The organism is Pseudomonas sp. LS2P72 (assembly GCF_054897865.1).
On sequence record NZ_CM142708.1, the window covers coordinates 4,982,894 to 5,005,457 of the forward strand.

Genomic DNA, 22,564 nt, shown 5'->3' on the forward strand with positions numbered 1-22,564 from the left:
ACGAAGTCTGGTCCGAAGTAATGTCCAGTAGCGAAGGCACGCAGGAGTCTTGCTATGGAAGAGTTACTGATTCTGGTCAGCCCGAAAGATCGCCAGACCGGCTTCGCCCCCAAGTTGCAGGTCCATCAACAAGGCCTGCGACACCGCGCGTTTTCCATTTTCGTTTTCAATCGTAACGGGCATCTGCTGCTGCAACAACGCGCACTTGGCAAATACCATTCGGCGGGGCTGTGGACCAATACCTGTTGTGGTCATCCTCGCTTGGGTGAGCGAACGCTCGCAGCGGCGCAACGGCGGTTGCGCGAAGAAATGGGCATCAGCTGCAAATTGTTCAAGGTCTCGACACTTCTCTATCACGAGCCCGTCTCGAACCAACTTATCGAGCACGAATACGATCATGTATTTGCTGGTGTCTGCGATATCGACCCCATTGCCAACACCGAAGAGGCCGAAAACTGGCAATGGCTGGATCTCTCGAAAATCCCTGCCGCCATCGATGCGGCACCACAGGCGTTCACCGCATGGTTTCGCAAGATATTCGAACAATTCGGCCTGAACGGCATACACCAATGGCATGAGCTCGCACGGAGTGGCGCAACGCGCAGCCAGGCAGTCACGAACTGGCAGGTACCGCCACTGCATTGCGTGGCGCCTTTTCGAATCAATGAAACACTCGCGTCAGAAGTCGATGACCGCCTCATGCAATGGATTGAAAAAACCGGCATTTTCGCTGGTCAACAGCAAAAAATTCGTGCATCGGGATTCGGCCGGTTCGCCATGTTGTGCCACACGGATACCGACAATCCCGATCGCCTGCTTTTATCCGCTCAATGCATCGCCGCGTTATTCGCCGTGGACGACTACTACTGCGATGATGAACGTACCGGATCCATACCGGCACTGGTCGGCCCTCGCCTGTCCGTCGCGCTCGCCGCGCTGGAACCTGTGCATTTGACCGAGGATTATCGCCCGAACCTTGAAACCGCCCTGGAAAGCGACCCAGTGCTGGTAGGCCTGCGCGCGTACATGGCACGCGTCGCCGAGTTCGCCACGTTCACCCAGATCGCCAGGGTCCGTCATGAAATCATCGCCATGTTCGTTACCATGACCGCCGAAGCGGCCTGGCGCTTCAGTGGCGTCACACCTGCCCTCTGGGAATATCTTGCCCAGCGCCAGACCAATAGTTTTTTGCCCTGCATGTCGCTGATTGACGTCATCGGCGGCTATGAACTGCCGGCCAATGTCTATTCCTCTCCCGCGGTGCGCCGCGTCACCACGTTGGCGGCCAGTGCGACAATCATCGCCAACGACCTGTATTCGGCGCCCAAGGAAAACCTTGCCCAAGTCGGTGACTTCAATCTGCCGTTGCTGCTGGCGAATGAGAGGCAATGCTCTATCGAACAAGCCATGAAGCTGAGTGCGACCATTCATGACGACGTCATGCGCCTGTATGAAGCCGCCGAAAAGGAGCTGCTCGTGGATGCTTCGCCCCTGCTCAAGCGTTTTCTGGCAGGCGTGAAAAGCTGGGTGGCAGGAAGTCTGGAGTGGCATCGCCACAGTGGTCGCTACCGGACCTAAGCTATGAATACCGACCAGGTCTACGAAAACCGGGAGCAAAAGGACGTCGGCATCTGGGAAATGCGCGGCGAGCAGCATCATTTCCTGCACTCGCGGCTGATGTGCTGGGTGGCACTGGATCGAGCCATTCGCCTCGCCTCAAAACGCTCCCTGCCCGCCCCGTTCGCCCGCAGGGACCAGACCCCACAGGCGATTTACGCGGACATCTGGGGAAATTTCTGGAACGAAGAATGCGGGCATTTCGTCCAGCACATCGGCGGCACCGCCCTCGACGGCTCGATGCTGCTGATGCCACTGGTGCGTTTCGTCAGCGCCAAAGACCCGCGCTGGCTCGCGACCCTCGGCGCCATCGAAAAGAATCTGGTGCGCGAAGGCATGGTTTACCGCTATCGCAATGACGACTCCCGGATCGACAGCCATGCGCGGCATCGGGGCAATACGCCGCAAGCACTGACGCATTTGGCACTGATCAGTGCGGCGTGTTTTCTGGATCGGAAGTTGAGTGGGGAGAAGAGTTTCTGGCAGCCGTGAGAGCACCTCGTCACATGTTTGTGTAGTCCGAAGTCCTGCATTGCTTAAACAAAACCCGCGTCCGCCACCGGAAAATCCTTTGTTGCCAGCCGTTACATCCCCACCTACCATCCCCCCTCAACGGGTACAGCGGAGCTGTCCAACAAAACCCGAATTCAAGGAACCAGAATGACCCAACGCATCCACCGCAGCATCGACGCCCCACTCCGGTCAGGCTTGAACCGGGATGAATTGTGGGAATGCCACGACAAAGGCCTGATCAAATGCTGGGAAATCGGCCGCCAACGCGCCGCCCGTTTCCCCGAACTCGCCCAACGCTGCCTGGCCGGCGAACTGCCAGTGCTGGGCTGGAAAGGTGGCGTCAGCCGCAGCCTGAAAAAACTCGAAAAATACGGATCCCTCAAGTACCTCGCTCAGTGGCAAGGGTTACGCGGGGACGATCTGGATATTGATTTGAGTGAAGAGCGGGCGTTGACCTGTTCGCGGACCAACATGGTGGTGACGTTTACGCCGGATCGGTCGAAGTACTTCAATCAAGTTTCGGAAGTCGAAACCTAGCCACCCTGTGCGGCTACGGCTGGGGCGGGTTCGTTGCAACACTCAGAGCATTACTGGATCTGCTGGTGGGCTGACGCTGAAACGCTCGCGATAGGCCTGCGGGGTCACGCCCATGGCCCGCAGAAAACTGCGTCGAAGCGTCTCTTCGCTGCCGAATCCGCATTGCACCGCCACCCGTTTGATCGGTACGCCGGTATCGCTGAGCAAACGTCGGGCGGTCTCGACCCGAATCAGTTCGATGGCTCGAGCCGGCGTCTGGCCGGTGTCGGCGCGGTAGTGGCGGACGAAGCTGCGTTCGCTCATGCCCGCCTGCAAGGCCAGGGTCGGGATGCCCAGGTCCTTGGTGAGGTTTTCGCTGATCCAGGCGTGAAGTTCGTCGAAACGGTTGCCTTCCTTTTGCAAAGAGAGGGTCACGCTGAACTGCGACTGGCCGCCGGGACGTTTCAGGAACACCACCAGTTGCCGGGCAACTTCCAGGGCCATCGTGCGGCCGAGATCTTCTTCGACCATGGCCAGCGCCAGATCGATACCGGCGGTGACCCCGGCCGAGGTCCAGACCGGACCGTCATTGATGAAAATCGGATTGGGCTCAACCTGCAGTCGCGGATGCTGCTGCGCCAACTGCTCGCAACGGGTCCAGTGCGTGACCACCCGCCGGCCATCGAGCCAGCCACTGGCCGCCAGCAAAAATGCCCCGGTGCACACCGACGACACCCGTCGACACCCCATCGCATGTTCACGTACCCAGGCCACCAGCGGTTCATCTCGCGCCGCGTCGTAAACGCCCCAGCCTCCGGCAATGATCAACGTGTCACTGCCCTCTACGGGCAACGGCTCGGCCAACAGCGCCAGCCCCGCCGACGACATCACCACCCCGCCGCCGCAGGCAATCACCGTCGGCGCGTAAGGCGCCGGCAAGCCTTGCTGGCGGGAAATATCGTTAGCCGAGGCGAACACCTGCAATGGCCCGGTGACGTCGAGCAGTTGCACATTGGCAAAGGCGAGCACATGAATGTTTTTCGGCATTGGCGTAATTCGTGGGGTGATTGGCGTATGCGCCAAATCCTACGAGCCTAAAGTGAAGTCGTCCACCCACTTCATGAGAAAAATGCCATGACGTTGCAGATCGGTTTTCTGTTGTTTCCACAGGTTCAGCAACTGGACCTCACCGGCCCTTACGACGTACTGGCCTCGCTGCCGGACGTGAAGGTGCATTTGATCTGGAAGGATCTGGTGCCGGTCACCGCGAGCACAGGCCTGGTGCTGAAACCGACCACCACGTTCGACGATTGCCCGAAGCTGGATGTGATCTGCATTCCCGGCGGCAGTGGCGTCGGGCCGTTGATGGAGGATGAACAGACGCTGGCCTTCATCAAGGCGCAGGCCGCCACCGCGCGTTACGTCACGTCGGTGTGTACCGGCGCGCTGGTGCTCGGTGCGGCGGGTTTGCTGAAGGGCAAACGCGCCACCACTCACTGGGCTTATCACGAATTGCTGGTGCCTTTGGGGGCGATCCCGGTGAAGGATCGTGTAGTGCGCGACGGCAATCTGCTGACCGGTGGCGGGATCACGGCGGGCATCGATTTTGCCCTGACCCTGGCCGCGGAGTTGTTCGGTAAGGACACGGCAGAGCTGGTGCAGTTGCAGCTCGAATACGCCCCGGCACCGCCGTTTGCTTCGGGCAGCCCTGAAACGGCTCCGGTCAGCGTGCTGGAGGAGGCCCGCAAACGTGCTGCCGGGTCATTGAAACTGCGCTCGGAAATCACTGAGCGTGTAGCGGCGAAACTCGATCAGTTGTCAGCACGCTGATCCATCCCGATCGGCAGCCAGTGCCTGGCTGCCGTTCCCCCCGGCCAAAATGATGCGACGAGGATTTTCCATCGCATCGAGTAGGAGGCGGCTTCACAGCCGCCGTCCTCTCACACCACCGTACGTACGGTTCCGTATACGGCGGTTCAGGTTATGCGGCTAAGCCGGTTTATCGTATCCAGTATCGAGACCAACCCGAGTCGATCCCACAGCTTCTTCGGTAGCGCCTGATTCATATGCGACGCTCCCGAGTTCCACCATGGGCCTCGGCCATTGGTCGCCGATTTCCACGCCCGCGCCTCGTCGAGTCCCAAACGTATCAAGTTGCGCGCCCTCGTAGAGGGCCGCTTCCATTGACGCCAGATGACACAACGAAGTTTGTGACGCACCCATCCGTCCAGTTCCTCAAGTGGCCGCTTGCTCTGAGTCAGCTTGAAGTAGCCAGCCCAACCACGCAGTACGGGCGTTACTTGCTCGACGATATACCTCATTGAGCGAGCCCGTATCCGACGCAAGATTTCCCTGAGTCGATCGCGTAGGCGGTGCAGGCTTATGCTCGCTACCCTCAGCTTTGGCTGTTTATGCCAGCTCATCCCATAGCCCAAGTAGTCGCAGACCCAAGGCCGTGCTACGCAGCTCTTTTCCCGATTCAGCGTCAGTTTCAGACGCTGATTCAGGTAGCGCTCAACCCCAGCCAACACTCGCTCACCCGCACGACGACTGCGCACATAAATGTTGGCGTCGTCGGCATAACGCACGAAGCGATGGCCTCGCCGTTCCAGTTCGCGATCGAGTTCGTTGAGCAGGATGTTCGACAGCAACGGCGAGAGCGGGCCGCCTTGCGGCGTCCCTTCCTGCCGTCGGCTGACGAGTCCGCCCGACATCGTTCCCGCTTCGAGGTAACGACGGATCAGCGCGAGCACCCGCTTATCTTCGATTTGACGCGTCACGTAAGCCATCAGGACATCGTGGTTGACCCGATCAAAGAACTTCTCGAGATCAAGTTCCACGCACCAGCGGTGACCCGCTGCCACATGGTCCCGAGCGGTTTCGAGGGCTTGGTGGGCGCTTCTGCCCGGACGAAAACCGTAGCTGTAGTCCGAGAACAGCGGGTCGAAGATCGGCGTGAGCTGTTGCAGCAGAGCCTGCTGGATCAGGCGATCCACGACGCTGGGGATACCCAGCTGTCTTGTGCCGCCTTTGGGTTTGGGGATGTCGACGGCGCATACACCTTGCGGGTGGTACTCACCGGCCAGCAACCGATCCTTGAGGGTCGGCCAATACTGTTTTACGTAGCCCGCCAAGTCATCGACCGTCATGCCATCGGCACCCGGTGCGCCCTTGTTGCTGACCACGCGGTGATACGCACGCTTGAGGTTCGCCGGTGCAAGCACCCGCGCCATCAGCGTGTCCGGCTCCGCGTTCGTCCACGCCACAGACGCCGTCGATACCTCTGCCCTGTCAGCCGTCATCCTCGGATACTGTCCGGGACTCGGGGTAACAGTCTTCTCTGGGAGAAATTTCTGCATTTCGATACTCGACGAGACTCTGACGCCTACTGGCGGCATAACCTGTTCGGCCCTTGGTGACGTGGTTATTCGTCACTTACTACGGCCTCGGCTGACTTCTGCACGTTCATCCCGTCGCCTCTCGACGCTCGGTAGCACAGTGGCAAACGTGCAGATCTCCCAGGGTAATTCGCGCGACCTTCCTGCTTATGCCTGTCGGATTTACGTCACAGCGTTCCGTGCAAGTATTGGGCTTTGACGATTTGGGCCGTCTTACCCCGCTGCGCCGCCTCTATCCGCTTCCTGTTCGTCAGGCCAGCATTTTGCCTCGGGCTTCCTTCAGATTCGCAGTCACCCGCGACACCCTTGCCTCTGGCTAACACTTCCCCTTGCCGGGTGTGTAGAGGACTCTCACCTCCAAGTCACCAGCGTGGCCACCACAGCCAAACTGGTTGCGCTTACGCGCAACGCGCCATGCCTGGCGCACCCATAAAAAAACCCGCCTAAGCGGGTTTCTCAAGACCATTTCGACATCCTGTCGGCAGCCATCCTGGCCAATGGTCGATCATCCGTGATCCTGAGCGCTTCCTGCGACTCAGTTGATGTATCCAGATTAAACACATCGGTGATGCATCAAAAGACGACATACCCGTTAGCGGGTGTAAGCCTTTGACCATTTCAGCCTTGAAGCCCTTTCCTGTAACAGCTGCCGAACGTAGCCTTCGGCAGCTGCTACACGAATTCATCTGCCAAGTACTTTTCGACAGGCGAAAAAAAACCCGCCGAAGCGGGTTTTTCCCAAGACCATTACGACTCCCTGTCGGCAGCGATTCCTTGCTTATGGTCGATCATCCATGATCCCGAGCACTTCCTGTGCTTCGGTTGATGAGGCTAGATTACGCTTGGGATCCAATGTGCAATAGACGACATAGCTACTATCGCGTGTAAGACATTCGCTATAACCGCCCTTCCGAAAACCCTTAGACGGCTCAGGTTTCAAGCATCGAAGCCGCGGTTTTCGCGGCCTGTAGCTGAGCTTTAGGCCCCGGAGTTACCGTCCTCGAGAAACACCCAGCGTTTCAGCCAAGGTTCGAACATGCAGCCATCACTCTTCTTGACGCTCGCGTTGCTTGGCACTGACTTTGAGAAACTCTTCGATGTTGTTCATCTGTTCATCCCAACCGCGGCTGTCCATCCGGAACGCCTTGAGCCGGCGCGTCTGGGGGATGTGATCGAAACCGGACTCGGTGACCTTGAGTAACGTGCCTTCATCCATGTCTTCGAGCTCGAACTTCACCAAAGTGGTGGGTTCCTGGGAGTAATCGAGCTCAGGCTCCACGGCATACGGGTGCCAGCGAAACGAAAACACCCGTTCCGGCTCGACCCGCTCCACCAGTACATTCCACAGCAAGTGTTCATAACCCGGGTACGTAATCTGCCCCTGGGTCCATTCACCGGCGACAAAACGCTTGCCCTCCAGCGCCACGCCAAACCACTGTCCGAAGGCTTCGGCATTGGCCAGCACGCGCCAGACCTGCGAGCGCGGCGTTTTGAGCAGGATCTTCCTTTCGATGCGATCTGATGCTGGATTCATAAGTCACCTCCTGTACTGAACAGTAGGCCTGTCAGGCCACAAGACCAACCTTAAAGTTGTATCAATCGGATATCGCAATCAACCCTACCTGAAATATTCGGCTGTATTTCAAGGTGTAAGTTCTGGCTTCAACACGATAGTCAGTGCCCGAAACTGCTGACGTTCAGGACGAAGTTGACTCAGACAAGGACGATTCATGCAGCTTTCACTTACGGAACGTTATCGCGGAGCCTTGCTGGGCCTGGCCTGCGGGCTCACGCAATCAGGAGCACGCGATGATTAGCCTGCATGGCAGCTGTTTGTGTAAAGCCGTCGAATACGAGCTCGATCGTCTCGACATGCCCATCAGTCATTGCCACTGTCAAACCTGTCGCAAGGCTCACGCAGCGGCATTCGCCTCGACAGCCGGGGTCATGCGCGAACATTTTCGCTGGACCAAAGGCCAGGATCGCCTGAGCAGCTACGAATCGTCGCCGGGCAAGCTTCGGCATTTCTGTTCGGTCTGCGGTTCACACTTGATGGCTGAGCGCCTGGCCCAACCCCACGTTATTGTTCGTGTGGCGACTCTGGACGATGACCCGAAAACGACGCCTCAGGCGCATATCTGGGCGTCACATGATGTGCCGTGGCTCGCCTATGAATCGATTAAAAAGTGCGATGAATGGCAAACATAAAGGGTCGAATACGGCACTAAACTGCATCCCGACTTTCCTGCCACAACGAGAATCCCCATGCCCCCACGCTTTCTTCTGGCACTGACGCCTCTGCTGTTCACCACCGCTGCTTATGCTTTGGACTGCGACAACGCCACTGATCAGGCGACGATGAATCAGTGCGCGGCGCAGCAGCACAAGACGGCGGACAAGGAGTTGAATGCGCTTTACCAGCAGCTCAACGAGCGTTTGAAGAGCAACCCCGAAAGCAAAAAGCTGCTGCTCGGGGCACAGCGTTCGTGGATTGCGTTTCGGGATGCCGAGTGCAAGTTCTCGAGCGCCGGGGTGGAAGGCGGGAGTGTGTATCCGCTGATCTACAGCAACTGCATCACTGAGTTGACCAAGGCGCGGGTTGAGACTTTCAAGAATTATTTGAAGTGCCAGGAGGGGGGATATGAGTTGTCCGGTGCCTGGGGTTTGATGAATCTGTGATCTTGAGGGCCTCATCGCGGGCAAGCCATGCTCCTACGGGTTCGAGTCGAACCAAATGGTGCGATCAACCCGATCCGTAGGAGCAAGGCTTGCCCGCGATGGCGTCAGTTCAGGCGCCTCGATTACCGGACGAAAACCTGCGCCGTCGTAATCGCCATATCCCCACCCGGCAACTTGATGCTGCCAATCTGCTTCATGCTCTCGGGATCAAAGATCGCCACATCGTTAAACGTCCCCGCCAGATAAATCTTGCTGCCGTCCTTGTTGAACGAAATGCAGTAGTAGGAATGATCCAGCGTCGCTGCCTGGAGCATTTTCTTTTCCTTGATGTCGTACTTCGCCAAACGGTTGAGCACACCGAACATCAGGTTCGGATCTTTCGGCGAGCGCATGCCGCTGAAGTAGATTTCGGTCAGCGGGCCGAAGTCGGTGGTTTCGGTCTTGCCGGTTTTCAGGTCGATGCTGAACAGCCCGTAAAGGTATTCGGCAGTCGCTGGATCCTGCTTCTTGTCCTTGAATTTCGCGGCGGTGTAGAGCAGCGAGAAGTCATGGCGGTAGGTCTGCTGATTCCACACGTAGAGCACGTCCGGCGCGCTGTAGTTCGGGCGTTTCCAGTGGCGGCTGGGGATCAGCACGTCGAACTTGCCGGTTTTCACATCAACCCTGTAGACATCCGCCCCGGCCACGTACAACGTGCCGTCGTCACCGCTCTGCATGATGGTCAACTGCCGTGGCGCCGGGAAACTGCGCACGGGTTTGGCGTTCATGCCGGCGTCGGTGGCGTACACATCGAGCCGCGGTTGCTGCACTTCGTAGCGGTCGCTCCGCATCAACGTCGGGTTGGCAATGGTGAACAATTCCTTGCCGTCGTGGCTGAGGGTGAAGGCGAACATCGACTTGGCTTTCTCCCCCGGTTTCTGGGTGATGCTGGCGTGGAACACCTGTTTGCAGCTGTCGAGTTCAACGCCATAGACATCCGCGTAGTGGTTGTTCAACACGTAAGCGGTCTTGCGGTCCGGCGATAACTGCACGGTGCCGGGACCGAAGGCATCCGGCATCTTGCAGGTCTTGAACAGGGTGTCGGTGGCCAGGTCGATGACGTGCAGGTTGTTCGGGTAATTGGTGGTCACCATGTACTCGTGACCCGTTTCGAGTGCAGTGTTTTCATCGGCCAGAACGTTGAGCGAACAGGCGCTCAGGACGGCGAATGCGGCCAGGCCGCAGGCTTTGATGCTAGGCATGCTGGAATCCTTCTATCTGACCGATTACTTGTCTTTTGGAAAGACAGTCCCGAGGTTGCGCCAGTTGTCGTTGGATGCCTGGGCATCCTTGTTCCAGTCCGGGTAGGTGCTCATCATGTCGGGCACCTGGGCCGGCCACCAGCAAGGGTCGGAACAACCGTAAAGGTCGGCTTCCATCGGCTGGCACAGCGACGACACACCGCCAAACGCATCGATTTCCCAACCCGGGTCGGTAGTCGAGGCGCAGCCGGCGACGGAACTCATCGCCACCACTTCTTCGATGCGGTTTTCGGCCGCGGCCTCATCCAGTTTCAGCGCTTTATTATTGATTGCCTTGAGATGTTTCATATCAGTGAGCCTTGCGCGGAGTGATGTAGCTGCTGATAAACGCAGGGTTGTGGGCCATGATCCGGGTGTAGACCTCGATGCCGAAGTCGACCCAGTCACGCATCAGTTCGCAGTAGTGATAGGTCGGGTGGGTCGGATCGCCGTAACGGGCATAGCTCTCGTGGTAGCAGCCGCCGGAGCACAGATTGCGGATCTGGCAGTCTTCGCAACCGGTGTTGGTACGGTCGAGGCGCTGGGACAGGAAGTCGTTCAACTCGACCTGTTTCACCCCGCTGTGAACGTTGCCGAAAGTTGGCAACGATGAGCCGGTAAAGCGGTGGCACAGATTCAATTCGCCCTTGTGATCCACCGCCAGCATCTTCAGGCCCGCGCCGCAGGGCAGGGCTTTTTTGTGGCCTTCGTGGATGTCGGTGATCAGCTGGTGCAGGTTGGAGAAACCGATATTGCGGTGCTCCAGCGCCGCTTCCAGATAACGCCGACCAAGCTTCTTCATGTTGGCGAAGACTTCGATCAGTTCGTCGCTGGACAGATTGAAGGTGCTGATGTCGCCGGAGGTCACCGGGGCAAAACCGACTTCAGCAAAACCTAGTTCGTTGAACAGGTGATCCCAGATGGTTTCGACGTCGGTCACGCCGGTGGTCAGGGTCACGCGGGCACCAACCGGACGGCTGTTGTAGCGCGACAGCAGCATTTCAGCCTTGCGTCGCACCACGTCGTAAGTGCCCTGCCCGCCCACGGTGATGCGGTTGCGGTCGTGCACGGTTTTTGGTCCGTCGATACTGACTGACAGGCCAAAACGGTGGGCATTCAGATAGTCCACGGTCTCTTCGGTGAGCAGCGTCGCGTTGGTGGTCATGACGAACTCGACGAACTTGCCGGCCTCGCGAAAACGCTTCTCGCAATAGTCGACCATGTACTCGATCAGCTTGCGATTGCTCAGTGGCTCACCACCGAAAAACACCACGGTGAAACGCTCTTCGTCCGGCGATTCACGCAGCAGCATTTCCACCGAGGCGACCGCGGTTTCGACGTCCATTTTCTTGCCGGCCGATGGCTTGTCCAGATCTTCCTTGTAGCAGTAGGTGCAGCTCAAATTACAGCCGGTATTGACGTTGAGCACCACGGTGTTGATCGCCGTGCGCTCGACCCGTTTGGTGCCGATGTCCGGGGTCAGCGGCGAGCCGTCGCTGACCAGTTCCAGGGACATCAACTCACGCAAGGTCTCGGTGATTTCTTCGCCGTTGAAGCGTGACGACAAACGCTGGATCAGGTCGTCCGACGAACAGCCAGGACCGCGCAAGGTGTCGATGATGGTGCCCGTCAGTTCATCGCTGGCGAACAGCGAACTGCTGGGAATGTGAAACAGCATGCGGTCGGCATCGACGTGCACTTCGTGCAGATTCCGCTCGACCAGATTCAAAATAGCGCCCATTGCAACCTCCTGTGCAAACCCCGTTCTACGGGGCCTGCGGTCATTCCGAAAAAGTGTCTGAATCTTTTTGGATCAGCCAACTCATGGAATGGGTGGATTGTTCCAGCGTTGCACGGTGACGATCATGTGGCCTTCGCCGGTCAGGGATTTCCCTGCGTCGTCGACCGCGGCGATCACCTTGAGGTTGCCGGCATTGTTGGTGGACATTTTGCGCTGCGGGTTTGGCCCGGCATCGCCCGGTGTGAACACGCCGCTGTCAGCCTGCATGGTGCCGGCGAACTTGACGTCTTCGTCTTCCTTGGCACGGTCGTCGAAAGCTTCGACCGACCACTGCGCCGGGAACACGCCGATGCGATACGGCTTGCCATCGGCGCCCTTGCCCCAGGCTTCGGCATCAAAACGGCCCTGGACTTTCGGTGTCGAACCACCGCCGTCGCCGATCCGCGCCACCGAGAACTCGGGCACGACTTTGACTTCGGCGATTTTGCTGTAGACCGACAGGGTCGGGCCTTTCAGCGTGCCGACGGTGACGTTGCGCAGGCCCGGCTGGGCATTGGCGGCGGCCTTGAGTTTGACCTTGATGCGCTCCGGGCTCTGCTCGATGACGTCGACCACTTCCACACCTTTGCCGAAGTTCGGTTTGCCGGTGAGACCGCTGCCGATCAGGGTGACTTCAGTTTCAGCGCCAGCCTTCAGGTAACCCGGCTGCACCGCCAGCAAACGACTGCTGCCCTGCTTGGCGGCGACGAAGTCCAGGCCTCGCTCATCGTGCTCGGCCTCGAACATCCGGCCCTGCATCGCATTGCCTTGGGCGGCAAACACCTGGCGCATGGTCACGCCGTCGATGGTCACGTTGCCGCGCCATTCGTAGCCGGTGTAGAGAATCGCACTGCCATCGCCGTTGAACGGACTGCCATCGGCGTATTGGCCTTTGACGCTGACCTTGAACGTGTCACTGCCATCGGCCGTGACGCTCATCACACCGGCCAATTCACCCTTGCCCGGTAGGTGGCCGCTGAAGCTCCAGTCACCCACCAGCGCCTCGGCTTTCGGCGCAGTGCTCAGCCATTTTTTCCAGGCTGGGTTGTCCAGCGGATAACGCTTGGCCAGCAGCGGCACCATGTCTTTTCGAGCAAGGTCGAACCAATCACGGTCGCGAGACAACGCCTGGTATTCCAGCGACGGCCATTGGCCGAGGTGGAAGTTCACCAGATGCTCCCATTCCTGGGCCGGACGGCGTTGCAGCGCGACCCGCGCACCGGAGTGGCAGCGGCCGCACATCTGGCTGGTCTGGTCGTCGAACTTCTCGACGGTATTGAGTCGACGTTCCAATGCATAACGCACGCCGTCGGTCTCGCTTGGGGCCAGGCCTTGGGTGTCGGCCAGGTATTTGACCAGGGTTCGGCGGTCGTCATCGCTGATCTGCAAACCGTGCATGATTTGCATGCGGGCGATGCTCATCAGCCAGCCTTCCGGAGTTTTACGCTGGTGGCTGATGCGGCTCAGGGCATTATCGGCTTCGGGGGTATGACAGCCCTGACAGGTTTCCTTGAGGATGGTCTGGGCGTCGCGGGCTGCCAGGCCGTAAGGCGAATGCAGCGCCACACAAGCGGCCACGGCCAGCAGACTGGCGCTCAGGCCTGATCGGAGTTTTCTCTTCATCAACGTCGAACCTCGCACGGTGCTTTCTTATTTTTGTGGCTTATCGTTTTTATGGTTTCTGCCGTCGGCGGCGCACCGCTGACGGAGGCAAAAGAAACGTCTGCGATGAGCAATACACGGAGCGTGCCAGCTTACCGATTACCTTTTTAATCAATGAGTTGCACGAAGAAGGCTGCTTTGCCTCATCGCTGAACGAGATTGCCTGCGTCTAATATCGCGACAGTTGTTGCAGTCTGAGACAGCATAGATGGCCTGACCGGAACAGCTCATCGGCCGACAATTGACGTCGCCCCCCTGCAAGCGCGAAATGGTGGTTCACCGATTGCCACCAGGGGATAAAAAAATGGCAAGCATCACTGTCCTGGCGGGGGACTTTCTGCAGGGTGATGGAGAGTACAGAGACGGCGTTTTCACCCTCAGAACGTCGCTTCATCCATGGCCTGGCATTACCCTCCCGCTCTCATCGTTCAAGAGTGTGGAAGTGGCCAACGAGGATTCGATCAACAACATCAAGGATGCCATCGGCTTTGGCGTGGCCGGGGCCATGCTGTTGGGCCCCATCGGCGCAATCGCCGGGTTCATGCTGGCCGGCAAGGAAACCGAAGTGACCTTTCTGGCAACACTCAAGGACGACAGAAAGCTGTTGGCTGCCGTGGATGGCGGCACGTTTGAAGAGATTTCCCGGAAGTTTGTAGCCTGAACAATCGCTGCGGGCCGCACCGTTTTCCCACGGTGCGGCGTAATGCCGGTTCAGATGTCATAGGTGGGGGAAATGCTTTTTTGTACATCGATTTCGTGCTGCATGTCCGCCACCAGCGACGCGATCGCATGGGGACTGTCCAGTGTCCAGAGGGGAACGTGGGTGGCCACAATATCCACTTTGCCGGTCATGCAGTCACAGACCCGAATCGTCAGGGACTGGTCCGCCGCCACGGTGCAGGTGCACACGGACGGCAGAAAACTGTGTTCAATGATGTTTTGAATTTCCAGGGTTGAAAGAAACATCGTTACCTCCCTCACGCCAGATGGTTTGCCGGATGAACGGTCCGTCATTTCACCTACCGATCCTGAAAAATTCTAGTCCTCAACAATAGGTACCTCAAGGTCGCAACCCGGTTGCTCGTCGTCTCATAGCTGTCGCAATTTGCAACAATCTGCCCGCACCCACGACTTCCTTGAGTGTTTCAAAACCCCGCCAGCCAAGGGCTCTCTGCCTTTCAGAATACTTGGCACAGCCATTGCGAAACCTCTGTTCTCACAAACAACAAGAGGTCTCGTCATGCCCCTCCCTTATTTGCTTCCCGCCACCTCGGCGTTCATCCAGCACGCCCCGCGCATGCTCATCGGCGGCGACTGGGTCGAGGCCGCCGACGGCCAAACCATGCCCCTGCACAACCCGGCCACCGGCGAAGTGCTGTGCGTCGTGCCACGGGCCACACCTGAGGATGTCGACCGCGCCGTGCTCGCCGCCCGTCAGGCCTTCGATGATTCCGTCTGGACCCGCACCCGACCTCGGGAGCGGCAGAACCTGCTGTGGAAACTCGCCGACCTGATGGAACGCGACGCCGAACTGCTGGCGCAACTGGAATGCCTGAACAACGGCAAAAGCGCGGCCGTGGCCCAGGTGATGGACGTGCAACTGTCCATCGACTTCCTGCGCTACATGGCCGGTTGGGCGACCAAGATCGAAGGCTCCAGCGTTGAAGTGTCGTTGCCGTTGATGCCCAACGATCAATTCCACAGTTTCATCCGCCGCGAAGCGGTGGGCGTGGTCGGCGCCATCGTCGCCTGGAACTTCCCGCTGCTGCTGGCCTGCTGGAAACTTGGCCCGGCCCTGGCCACCGGTTGCACCGTGGTGCTCAAACCCGCCGACGAAACCCCGCTGACCGCGCTGAAACTTGCCGAGTTGGTGCTGGAAGCCGGTTACCCCGAAGGCGTGTTCAACGTGGTCACCGGCACCGGCATCACCGCTGGTTCCGCCCTGACCCACAACCCGCTGGTGGACAAGCTGACCTTCACCGGCTCCACTGCCGTGGGCAAGCAGATCGGCAAGATTGCCATGGATTCCATGACCCGGGTTACCCTGGAACTGGGCGGAAAATCACCGACCATCGTCATGGCCGACGCCGACCTGAAGAGCGCCGCAGCCGGCGCCGCCAGTGCGATTTTCTTCAATCAGGGCCAGGTGTGTTGCGCAGGTTCGCGGCTGTATGTGCAGCGTAAGCATTTCGACAATGTGGTGGCGGACATCGCCGACATCGCCAATGCCATGAAACTGGGCAATGGCCTGGACCCTAGCGTCGAGATGGGACCGCTGATCTCGGCGCGTCAGCAGGAGCGGGTTTACGGTTACATCGAAAAGGGACGGGAAAGCGGCGCGACCATCGCTTGTGGTGGCGAGCAGTTCGGGCCGGGCTTTTTCGTTAAACCGACGGTGATCGTCGATGTCGATCAGAAGCACTCGCTGGTGCAGGAAGAGATCTTCGGGCCGGTGCTGGTGGCGATTCCGTTTGATGATGAAGCCGATGCGTTGCGCATGGCCAATGACAGTCCGTATGGGCTGGGGGCGAGTATCTGGTCGAACGATCTGGCGGCAGTGCACCGAATGATTCCGCGGATCAAGTCGGGCTCGGTGTGGGTCAATTGCCACAGTGCGCTGGACCCGGCCTTGCCATTTGGTGGGTACAAGATGTCCGGGGTTGGGCGAGAGATGGGGTATGCGGCGATTGAGCATTACACCGAGTTGAAGTCGGTGTTGATCAAGTTGTAATCACCGGCGACCTTTAGGCCGCCTTCGCGAGCAGGCTCGCTCCCACAGTAGCTGTGTGTCGATCACACATTCCATGTGGGAGCGAGCCTGCTCGCGAAGAGGCCAGATCAGTCACCACACATTCAAGGTTTGAATCCCTGGGCCAATAACCAACGCCTGACTATCCTGCCCTGCTCCACCGTCAACCCCATCAACGCCTGCTCGGCCGGTTCGGTCCGCAGCCGCCGCACCAACGGCGCCAGCTCAACCCCTTGCACATGCCAGATCCCCAGCGGCTGATCCGCCGTGATCACCACCTCGGCTTCATCCACAAATCCATCGCGCAACACCGGCGCACGCTCAATCCTCAACGAGGAAAAATCCACCTCGGCATGCGCCACCTCAGCATCCGGCCACTGCCGCCGTGCCTGCCAGAAAGGTTGTTCCAGCCACCGCTGCTCATCGGCATAAAAATCCCGTCCGATCCGCGCAAAACGCAAAAACAACTGCTCCACCCGTTGCTGATGAAAGCGCTGAGCCAGTGCCGCTCGCTCGGGTTTACGCAACAACGTGTTGATCACCGTCGGCGCCTGTAACGCCGAGGACAATGACTGAAAAATCCCGTTGCCCGACAGCGGATCCACCGCCATCGCCGCATCCCCTACCCGAATCCAGTTTTCGCCACACACCTGCGGGCAAAGAATCGCGGTGCTGCTGCGCGCATGCAGCTGTAGATCGATCTCAGGTTCTGCACCGAAAAACACCCGCGCCAATGCCGAGCCTTGGCGCCGTTGACGACAGTAATCGAGCAACATCGCCTTGCCCGGCAATTCAGCACTGGCCACGTCCACCGTCCATTGCCAGTAACACTGACCGTCAGCTCGCCGGGCCATCCAGGCCCAGCCGTCCTCAAGACTTTCCACGGCACTGGCGGTGCTTCCCGGCGTGCTTTGCCAGCGATTGAGCAGACTGACCGTCTCCGGCCCGCGCAGGCCCTTGCCGAGCGCAGGGGCCTGGCGTCCACGCGCCTCAACCAGAAAATCCGCCAGCAGCGCCTCACGCCCTTCGACCTCGATCCGATGGCCCGAAACCGATGACTGCACCGTCAGCACACGGCCTTCGATCAGCTCAACGCCAGCCAGGCGCAGATCCTCGCGCAAGCCTCGATCAAAGCTTGGGCGATCCAGCAGAAATTCGATGTTCTGCGCATGCTGCTGGCCGTTCCATGACACCTGTCGTTGGGACGGCAGCGCCGCATCCGCCAGCGCCTGATGAAGCCCCGCGCCACGCAACGCCTCCAGCACCCGAATGGAAACGCCTTCCAGCGCCGAAAACCGCCGCCATTCGCTGACCAGCGTCACGGGATAACCGAGCCGGCGCAAACCCAAGGCAACCGCCGCGCCCGCGGGCCCTGCGCCAAGAATCAAAATCATGCTCCGAAGCGCCGTTCAGGGCCGCGATAACGGGCATTCTCCCGCAGCCATTCAGTGACCTGTTCGTTGCTCGCCTCGGGATGTGCCACCAGAAACCCCGCGATGTGCCCGCTCAACGCCGCACAACCGAGACTGGCGCCAGACTGCCCCGGATAGGTGCCATGCACACACGCGGCGAAATCCGCCTGAGCGCTGTTGAGCCACGACCATTCCTGTTCGGCACAACGCGCATCGCCGGTGACTCGCAGGACCTGTGGATAATCCGCCGGGAACACGCCCTCGCCCTGCGCCGGACTGGACGCACAGAGCAAAACACCTCGCGCTACCGCCGCGGCACAGGCTTCACGCAGCAGGCTGCGATCCTGACGCAGGCCGAGGCTCAAATTAATCAGCCGAACGTCCTGCGCCACCAGCCAGTCAATCGCCGTGGCGATCTGCAAGGCGCTGGTGACCCCACGTTGGTCGAACACCTGCGCCACGCAAAATACCGCCGAAGGCGCCCGCCGGCCGATGGCCTCGATCACCGCGCTGCCGTGGCCCAGCGGATCGTCGCGCAAGTCGCTCTCGGCCAATCCATCCGCCAGCAACGAGAAGCGCCGCCCGGCGACCACTTGCACCCGCTGTGCCGCCGAGTGACCGCTGTCCACTACGCCAATCCGCAGCTCAGGCTTCATGCAGCACCGTTTTTGAAGTGAGTACGCCGTCGAGCAATTCAAAGCGCAAATCGGCATCCGCCAAGGTTGAAGGACGGTGGCTGATGAGGATCCGCGTACGCCCGGCAAACAGTCGATCGATGGCTTCGATGACTTCGCGCTCGGTGGTTTCATCCACCGCCGAGGTCGCTTCGTCCAGCACCAGAATCAATGGATCCTGCAACAGCGCCCGGGCGATGGCGATGCGCTGTTTCTGCCCGCCGGACAACTGCTGACCGCGTTCACCCAACGGACTGTCGAGGCCTTCGGGCAAGGACTCGATCAGGCTGTCGAGTTGCGCCAGCCGCGCCACTTCGGCAATCGCTTCACGGCTGGCGTCCGGCACCGCGTAGGCGAGGTTGTCGGCGAGGCTGCCGCGAAACAGCACGATGTCCTGACTGACTACGGCAATTCGTCGACGCAGCTGGAACAAGTCCAGTTCGCGCAGATCGACCTCCCCCAGCAACACCCGACCGGACTGCGGATCGTGGTGCCGTTGCAGCAGGTCGATCAGGGTCGATTTGCCGACCCCGGAGCCGCCGCTCAGGGCGACTTTCAAACCGTAGGGAATTCGCGCTTCGATGCCGCGCAGGGTTGTCGGGCGACCGGGATGGCTGAAGTGCACATTGTCAAAACGCAGTTCACCGGAGGTCGGCATCGGCTGCGGCGTGGCCGGCGTGAGAACAGTCGGCTCTTCGCCGCGCAACTCCATCACGCGCCCGAGGCTGACGGTCATTCGCTGAATCGCGACATAAAGGCCCAGCAGGCTCTGCACCGGTCCGACGGCCATGCCCAGATAGGTGGAAAACGCGATCAGCGCGCCCAATTGCCAGGTCCCCTGCACTACCCAATATCCGCCGATCAGGAACGCGCAGGCACGGGACAGAGACGTCAGTGTGCCCGGTACTGCCTGGGTGAAAAACTCGGTGACTTGCAGGCGCAGCAACTGGCTCATGTAGCCTTGGCCCAATGTCTCCAGGCGCCGCGATTCACGCTGTTGCTGGCCGGCAGACTGAATGAACTTCATCACCGGCAAGGTCTCGACCATGAACGAAGACATGTCCGCCGAGCGCTCACGCAATTGCCGCACATCGCGCTCGACCTTGCGGCGCATCCAGCGCAGCCAGAGCACGTCGAGGGGAATCAGCACCAGCGCCAGCAACGAGAGTTTCCACGACAGGGTCAGCAGCATCGCCACGGCACAGACCAGACCGATCACGCTCGACACCGCCGAGAACAACGAGTCCACGGCAAAGCGCTGGATCTCCGCGACGTCGCCATCGAGGCGCGACATCAGGTCACCGATGCGGCGCTGTCCGTAGAAGCTCGGCGAGAGCGTTTGCAGATGCCGATAAAGATCATCGCGCAGGGCAAACAGAATCCGCCCGGACAGGCGCGTGTGCAGGTAACGGTTGATCCCCGACAGCCCCGTTCCGAGCAGCCCGGCCACGATCATCAGCCCGGCGATCAGCACCAGCATCGGAAAGTTGCGCGCCAGCAAACCATCGTCGATCAGCAGTTTGGTCAGCCAAGGCTGGACCAGCACCAGCAACGAGGCGCAGACCGATAACCCGAGCAACCCGGCAATCGCCAGACGATGGGGCCGCACGAAGCTATAGAGCCAGCGCAATGCCGCTTGCAGGGCTTCGGGGTTCTGGCTGTCGATCAGCCGAACGATCAAGCGCTGCATCACGAGCGCAACTGTTTGAGCTTGCGATACAAGGTCGCGCGGCTGATGCCCAGGGCGTCGGCGGCGGCCGAGACGTTGCCCTGGTGAGTGTCCAGGGATTGGCGAATCAGCTCCAGTTCATTTTCGCGAATGCTGCCGGCCTGAGGGCGTTCGGTAGCGGTCAACTCATCGAGCATGCTGTCGGGCAAGTGGTCGAGGGTGAGTACGGTGTCCCCAGGCTCGCGCATGGCCAGCGCTGTGCGCAAAACCATTTCCAATTGGCGAATGTTGCCCGGCCAGTGATAGCCGCCGAGCAAGCGGTTCAAGTCGTCATGCAGGACCATCGTCGGCGCATCCAACTTCGCCAGCAGACGAGTGACCAGACCGCTGAAATCCTCGCGTTCGCGCAGAGCCGGGAGCATCACGCTGATGCCGTTGACGCGGTAGAACAGGTCCTCGCGGAAATGTTTTTCTTCGACCAGACGCTTGAGGTCGCGGTGCGTGGCGCAGATCAATGCGACGTCGATGTCTTGCTCTTCGCCGGCGCCCAACGGTGCCACTTTGCGGTCCTGCAACACCCGCAGCAGACGGGCCTGCAAGGCCAGCGGCATGTCACCGATTTCGTCGAGAAACAAGGTGCCGCCATGGGCCTGTTGCAGACGACCGATCATGCCGCCGCGACGCGAGCCGGTGAACGCACCTTCGCGGTAGCCGAACAGTTCCGACTCGATCAGACCTTCGGGGATCGCCGCGCAGTTCACCGCGACGAAGGGTTTGTCGCAGCGAGTGCCGGCCATGTGCAGGGCGCGGGCGATGACTTCCTTACCGGTGCCAGTTTCGCCCAGCAGCAACACCGGCAGCTCATTGGCCAGGCCTTGACGGGCCATGCGCAAGGCTCGGGCATACCGGACATTGCTGCCGGCCAGGGATTCAAGATCCGGTTGTGCTTTGGCGGTTTTCGCTGTGCTGCGCGGCGGCGTGCTGACATTGATCGAACGCTGCGGCGCACGCAGGGTTTTGTAGAAGAACTCGCCTTTGGCCGTTTGCAAACTGCCGACACCGCCCTGATGCAGACGCGACAGCAGTTGCAGGCCATCGACGCCCAGAAACTCTTCACAACGTCGACCGAGCAGCGCCGAGCGCTCGGCGTGGAGCAACTGACAGGCTTGGGCGCTGACCGCGAGAATCTGCCCGCCGAGGCTCACTGCCAGCAGACCTTGCCAAGGAGATTCGAGGTACTGCCGACGGCTATGGAAAGCCAGCACGATCTCGTCCGGATAGCTGGCATTGAACACCCGACTTTCGATCTGGCTGACGGCCATCGCCAGCAACGCGGTGCTGTCGTGAACGCGGCCGAGCGGGCCTTCGCGGGTCAGGTCGAGTACACCGAGGATGTCGCCTTGGGGGCAATGGATCGGCACCGAGGTGCAGGAGAAATCGGTCAGGCGATCGAGGTAATGTTCGCCGCAATCGATCATCGTTGGCCGGGCTTCCACCAGTGCGGTGCCCAACGCATTGGTGCCGCGAGCGGCTTCGCTCCAGCAGGCACCGAGGGTGATGTCTTGCAGGCCGCTGCCCTTGAGGCGATCGGCGCGTCCTTCGACCGCAAGGATGGTGGCGTCGGAATTGGCGAGGATGATCAGCCCTTCCTTGCCCTGGCGCTCGGCCAGGTAATCGATGGCCGGCAATGCCGCATCGATCAGCAGCCGATTGCTCGCCAACAGGACGTCGAGGCTCGCGCTCGATTCCAGCGCCAGCTCGTGCTTGGCATTGAAGTGCACGCCATGGCTGAGGCTACGCCGCCACGACGCATCGATTTCCGCCCGCAGCACGCCATCCGGGACTTCGCCCTCAAGATGGAGTTTTTCCCGGGCTAGCCGGGCTTCGCGGTGCAGTTTTGGAAGAGTTGTTTTTATTAGCGTCATCAAGCGCTCCGGATCGGTCCGCCCTGCGCTTTTTCAAGATCAGCGCCCTGCCGCAATCTTTACGTTAACGTCAGGGCGATGGCAAGTGCCGTAGAGCGTTTGCCCGATGGACAAAAAAAGATCGCAGCCTTCGGCAATTCCTACATATGGAATTCGATCCTCATGTAGATACCGTCTTGACCCTCACCGCCGACAATGCCACGTCCAATTGCCCCAGGAAGTCCGCCTCACTGGCGCCATGCGCCATCGGCAAGTTGAGGTTGAAGCCCTCGCCCTTCCCGACACCCCGCCCATCAGCGAAACCGGCAAGCCCCGGATAGAAGTTGGTCGGGGCGCCATGCACCGAGACGTAGAGCACGTCATCGAGGTCGTAGAAATCTCCTGAATTGCCTGGGGGTAATACTGTCAGTGAACGTAAATCTTGTGCATGGATGAGCACTCTGTGGCGAGCGAGCTTGCGCGCTGAGCTGTGTAGCGGCCCCAAAACTCTGGCAGCCCTCGCCGGTTTTGTGAGTGCTGCGCACTCAAGCGGGAGCAAGCTCCCTCGCCACGGGGTTTGTGTTCACCTGGGGTGGTGGATTTCGATATCCAGCTGTTGTGAATCGTGAGCAGCAGATGAGTCAGGCCGAAACCGTGTTCCTCGAAAGCTTCCAGCACATGCTCAGTATTCGTGAGCCTGTGCTGTGAAGC

18 protein-coding genes and 4 pseudogenes are annotated in these 22,564 nt (G+C 59.8%); 9 read left to right on the plus strand and 13 right to left on the minus strand.

Features of this window, described 5'->3' with window-relative positions:
* The first annotated feature begins 54 nt into the window (after positions 1-54).
* The 3 genes and pseudogenes from ACYZUA_RS22870 to ACYZUA_RS22880 all read left to right on the plus strand — a co-directional run bounded on the left by ACYZUA_RS22870 (position 55) and on the right by ACYZUA_RS22880 (position 2,667).
* Entirely contained in the window at positions 55-1,578 is a 1,524-nt protein-coding gene (locus ACYZUA_RS22870; protein WP_461960723.1) for a family 2 encapsulin nanocompartment cargo protein terpene cyclase, read from the plus strand.
* A gap of 12 nt (positions 1,579-1,590) precedes the next feature.
* A pseudogene (locus ACYZUA_RS22875) lies at positions 1,591-2,109 on the plus strand (glycoside hydrolase family 15 protein); the annotation flags it as partial.
* 168 nt (positions 2,110-2,277) lie between these two features.
* Entirely contained in the window at positions 2,278-2,667 is a 390-nt protein-coding gene (locus ACYZUA_RS22880) for a hypothetical protein (RefSeq protein ID WP_461960724.1), read from the plus strand.
* Between the two features lie 42 nt (positions 2,668-2,709).
* On the opposite strand, the gene ACYZUA_RS22885 is transcribed toward ACYZUA_RS22880, so the two are convergent.
* Entirely contained in the window at positions 2,710-3,693 is a 984-nt protein-coding gene (locus ACYZUA_RS22885) for a GlxA family transcriptional regulator (RefSeq protein WP_461960725.1), read from the minus strand.
* 87 nt (positions 3,694-3,780) lie between these two features.
* On the opposite strand from ACYZUA_RS22885, the gene inhA reads away from it, so the two are divergent.
* Positions 3,781-4,476: an isonitrile hydratase gene (inhA, locus tag ACYZUA_RS22890; RefSeq protein WP_461960726.1), complete on the plus strand. Its 696-nt coding sequence runs from the start codon at positions 3,781-3,783 to the stop codon at positions 4,474-4,476.
* Between the two features lie 146 nt (positions 4,477-4,622).
* Here inhA and ltrA read toward each other — a convergent pair whose 3' ends face one another.
* Positions 4,623-6,044: a group II intron reverse transcriptase/maturase gene (gene ltrA / locus ACYZUA_RS22895; RefSeq protein ID WP_461959972.1), complete on the minus strand. Its 1,422-nt coding sequence runs from the start codon at positions 6,042-6,044 to the stop codon at positions 4,623-4,625.
* Between the two features lie 1,045 nt (positions 6,045-7,089).
* Positions 7,090-7,578: an SRPBCC family protein gene (locus tag ACYZUA_RS22900; RefSeq protein WP_461960727.1), complete on the minus strand. Its 489-nt coding sequence runs from the start codon at positions 7,576-7,578 to the stop codon at positions 7,090-7,092.
* A 275-nt stretch (positions 7,579-7,853) separates the two neighbouring features.
* On the opposite strand from ACYZUA_RS22900, the gene ACYZUA_RS22905 reads away from it, so the two are divergent.
* Together ACYZUA_RS22905 and ACYZUA_RS22910 are read left to right on the plus strand one after the other, a co-directional pair.
* A complete protein-coding gene (locus ACYZUA_RS22905) occupies positions 7,854-8,252 on the plus strand; it encodes a GFA family protein (RefSeq protein WP_461960728.1) in 399 nt (132 codons plus the stop codon).
* 57 nt (positions 8,253-8,309) lie between these two features.
* A pseudogene (locus ACYZUA_RS22910) lies at positions 8,310-8,712 on the plus strand (lysozyme inhibitor LprI family protein).
* A gap of 133 nt (positions 8,713-8,845) precedes the next feature.
* On the opposite strand, the gene peaD reads toward ACYZUA_RS22910, so the two are convergent.
* The 4 genes from peaD to peaA form a co-directional block, all read right to left on the minus strand.
* Positions 8,846-9,964, minus strand: a complete 1,119-nt coding sequence (gene peaD / locus ACYZUA_RS22915; protein ID WP_461960729.1) for a quinohemoprotein amine dehydrogenase subunit beta — start codon at positions 9,962-9,964, stop codon at positions 8,846-8,848.
* A gap of 24 nt (positions 9,965-9,988) precedes the next feature.
* Positions 9,989-10,312 (minus strand): quinohemoprotein amine dehydrogenase subunit gamma, encoded by a 324-nt coding sequence (gene qhpC, locus ACYZUA_RS22920; RefSeq protein ID WP_008027961.1) that lies wholly within the window; start codon positions 10,310-10,312, stop codon positions 9,989-9,991.
* Between the two features lies 1 nt (position 10,313).
* A complete protein-coding gene (gene peaB / locus ACYZUA_RS22925; RefSeq protein WP_046048405.1) occupies positions 10,314-11,744 on the minus strand; it encodes a quinohemoprotein amine dehydrogenase maturation protein in 1,431 nt (476 codons plus the stop codon).
* An 81-nt stretch (positions 11,745-11,825) separates the two neighbouring features.
* Entirely contained in the window at positions 11,826-13,406 is a 1,581-nt protein-coding gene (gene peaA / locus ACYZUA_RS22930) for a quinohemoprotein amine dehydrogenase subunit alpha (RefSeq protein ID WP_461960730.1), read from the minus strand.
* 343 nt (positions 13,407-13,749) lie between these two features.
* On the opposite strand from peaA, the gene ACYZUA_RS22935 reads away from it, so the two are divergent.
* Complete coding sequence (locus ACYZUA_RS22935; RefSeq protein ID WP_461960731.1) at positions 13,750-14,106, plus strand: hypothetical protein; 357 nt, start codon at positions 13,750-13,752, stop codon at positions 14,104-14,106.
* 50 nt (positions 14,107-14,156) lie between these two features.
* On the opposite strand, the gene ACYZUA_RS22940 is transcribed toward ACYZUA_RS22935, so the two are convergent.
* Positions 14,157-14,411 (minus strand): DUF1652 domain-containing protein, encoded by a 255-nt coding sequence (locus tag ACYZUA_RS22940; RefSeq protein WP_461960732.1) that lies wholly within the window; start codon positions 14,409-14,411, stop codon positions 14,157-14,159.
* Positions 14,412-14,685: 274 nt separating this feature from the next.
* Between ACYZUA_RS22940 and ACYZUA_RS22945 the strand changes: the two genes are divergently transcribed.
* A complete protein-coding gene (locus tag ACYZUA_RS22945) occupies positions 14,686-16,176 on the plus strand; it encodes an aldehyde dehydrogenase family protein (RefSeq protein ID WP_461960733.1) in 1,491 nt (496 codons plus the stop codon).
* Positions 16,177-16,298: 122 nt separating this feature from the next.
* Here the strand turns inward: ACYZUA_RS22945 and qhpG are convergent, their stop codons facing one another.
* From qhpG to ACYZUA_RS22970, 5 genes and pseudogenes are all read right to left on the minus strand, one after another.
* Positions 16,299-17,588 (minus strand): flavin-dependent monooxygenase QhpG, encoded by a 1,290-nt coding sequence (gene qhpG, locus ACYZUA_RS22950; protein WP_461960734.1) that lies wholly within the window; start codon positions 17,586-17,588, stop codon positions 16,299-16,301.
* Entirely contained in the window at positions 17,585-18,262 is a 678-nt protein-coding gene (gene qhpE / locus ACYZUA_RS22955) for a subtilisin-like serine protease QhpE (protein ID WP_461960735.1), read from the minus strand. The genes qhpG and qhpE overlap by 4 nt, the downstream gene beginning before the upstream one ends.
* Positions 18,252-19,970 (minus strand): ABC transporter ATP-binding protein, encoded by a 1,719-nt coding sequence (locus ACYZUA_RS22960; protein WP_461960736.1) that lies wholly within the window; start codon positions 19,968-19,970, stop codon positions 18,252-18,254. The genes qhpE and ACYZUA_RS22960 overlap by 11 nt, the downstream gene beginning before the upstream one ends.
* Positions 19,970-21,874 (minus strand): sigma-54-dependent Fis family transcriptional regulator, encoded by a 1,905-nt coding sequence (locus tag ACYZUA_RS22965; RefSeq protein ID WP_461960737.1) that lies wholly within the window; start codon positions 21,872-21,874, stop codon positions 19,970-19,972. The genes ACYZUA_RS22960 and ACYZUA_RS22965 overlap by 1 nt, the downstream gene beginning before the upstream one ends.
* A gap of 181 nt (positions 21,875-22,055) precedes the next feature.
* Positions 22,056-22,250, minus strand: a pseudogene (locus tag ACYZUA_RS22970) (histone deacetylase family protein); the annotation flags it as partial.
* Positions 22,251-22,442: 192 nt separating this feature from the next.
* Here ACYZUA_RS22970 and ACYZUA_RS22975 point away from each other — a divergent pair.
* Positions 22,443-22,561, plus strand: a pseudogene (locus ACYZUA_RS22975) (LysR family transcriptional regulator); the annotation flags it as partial.
* Positions 22,562-22,564: the final 3 nt, after the last annotated feature.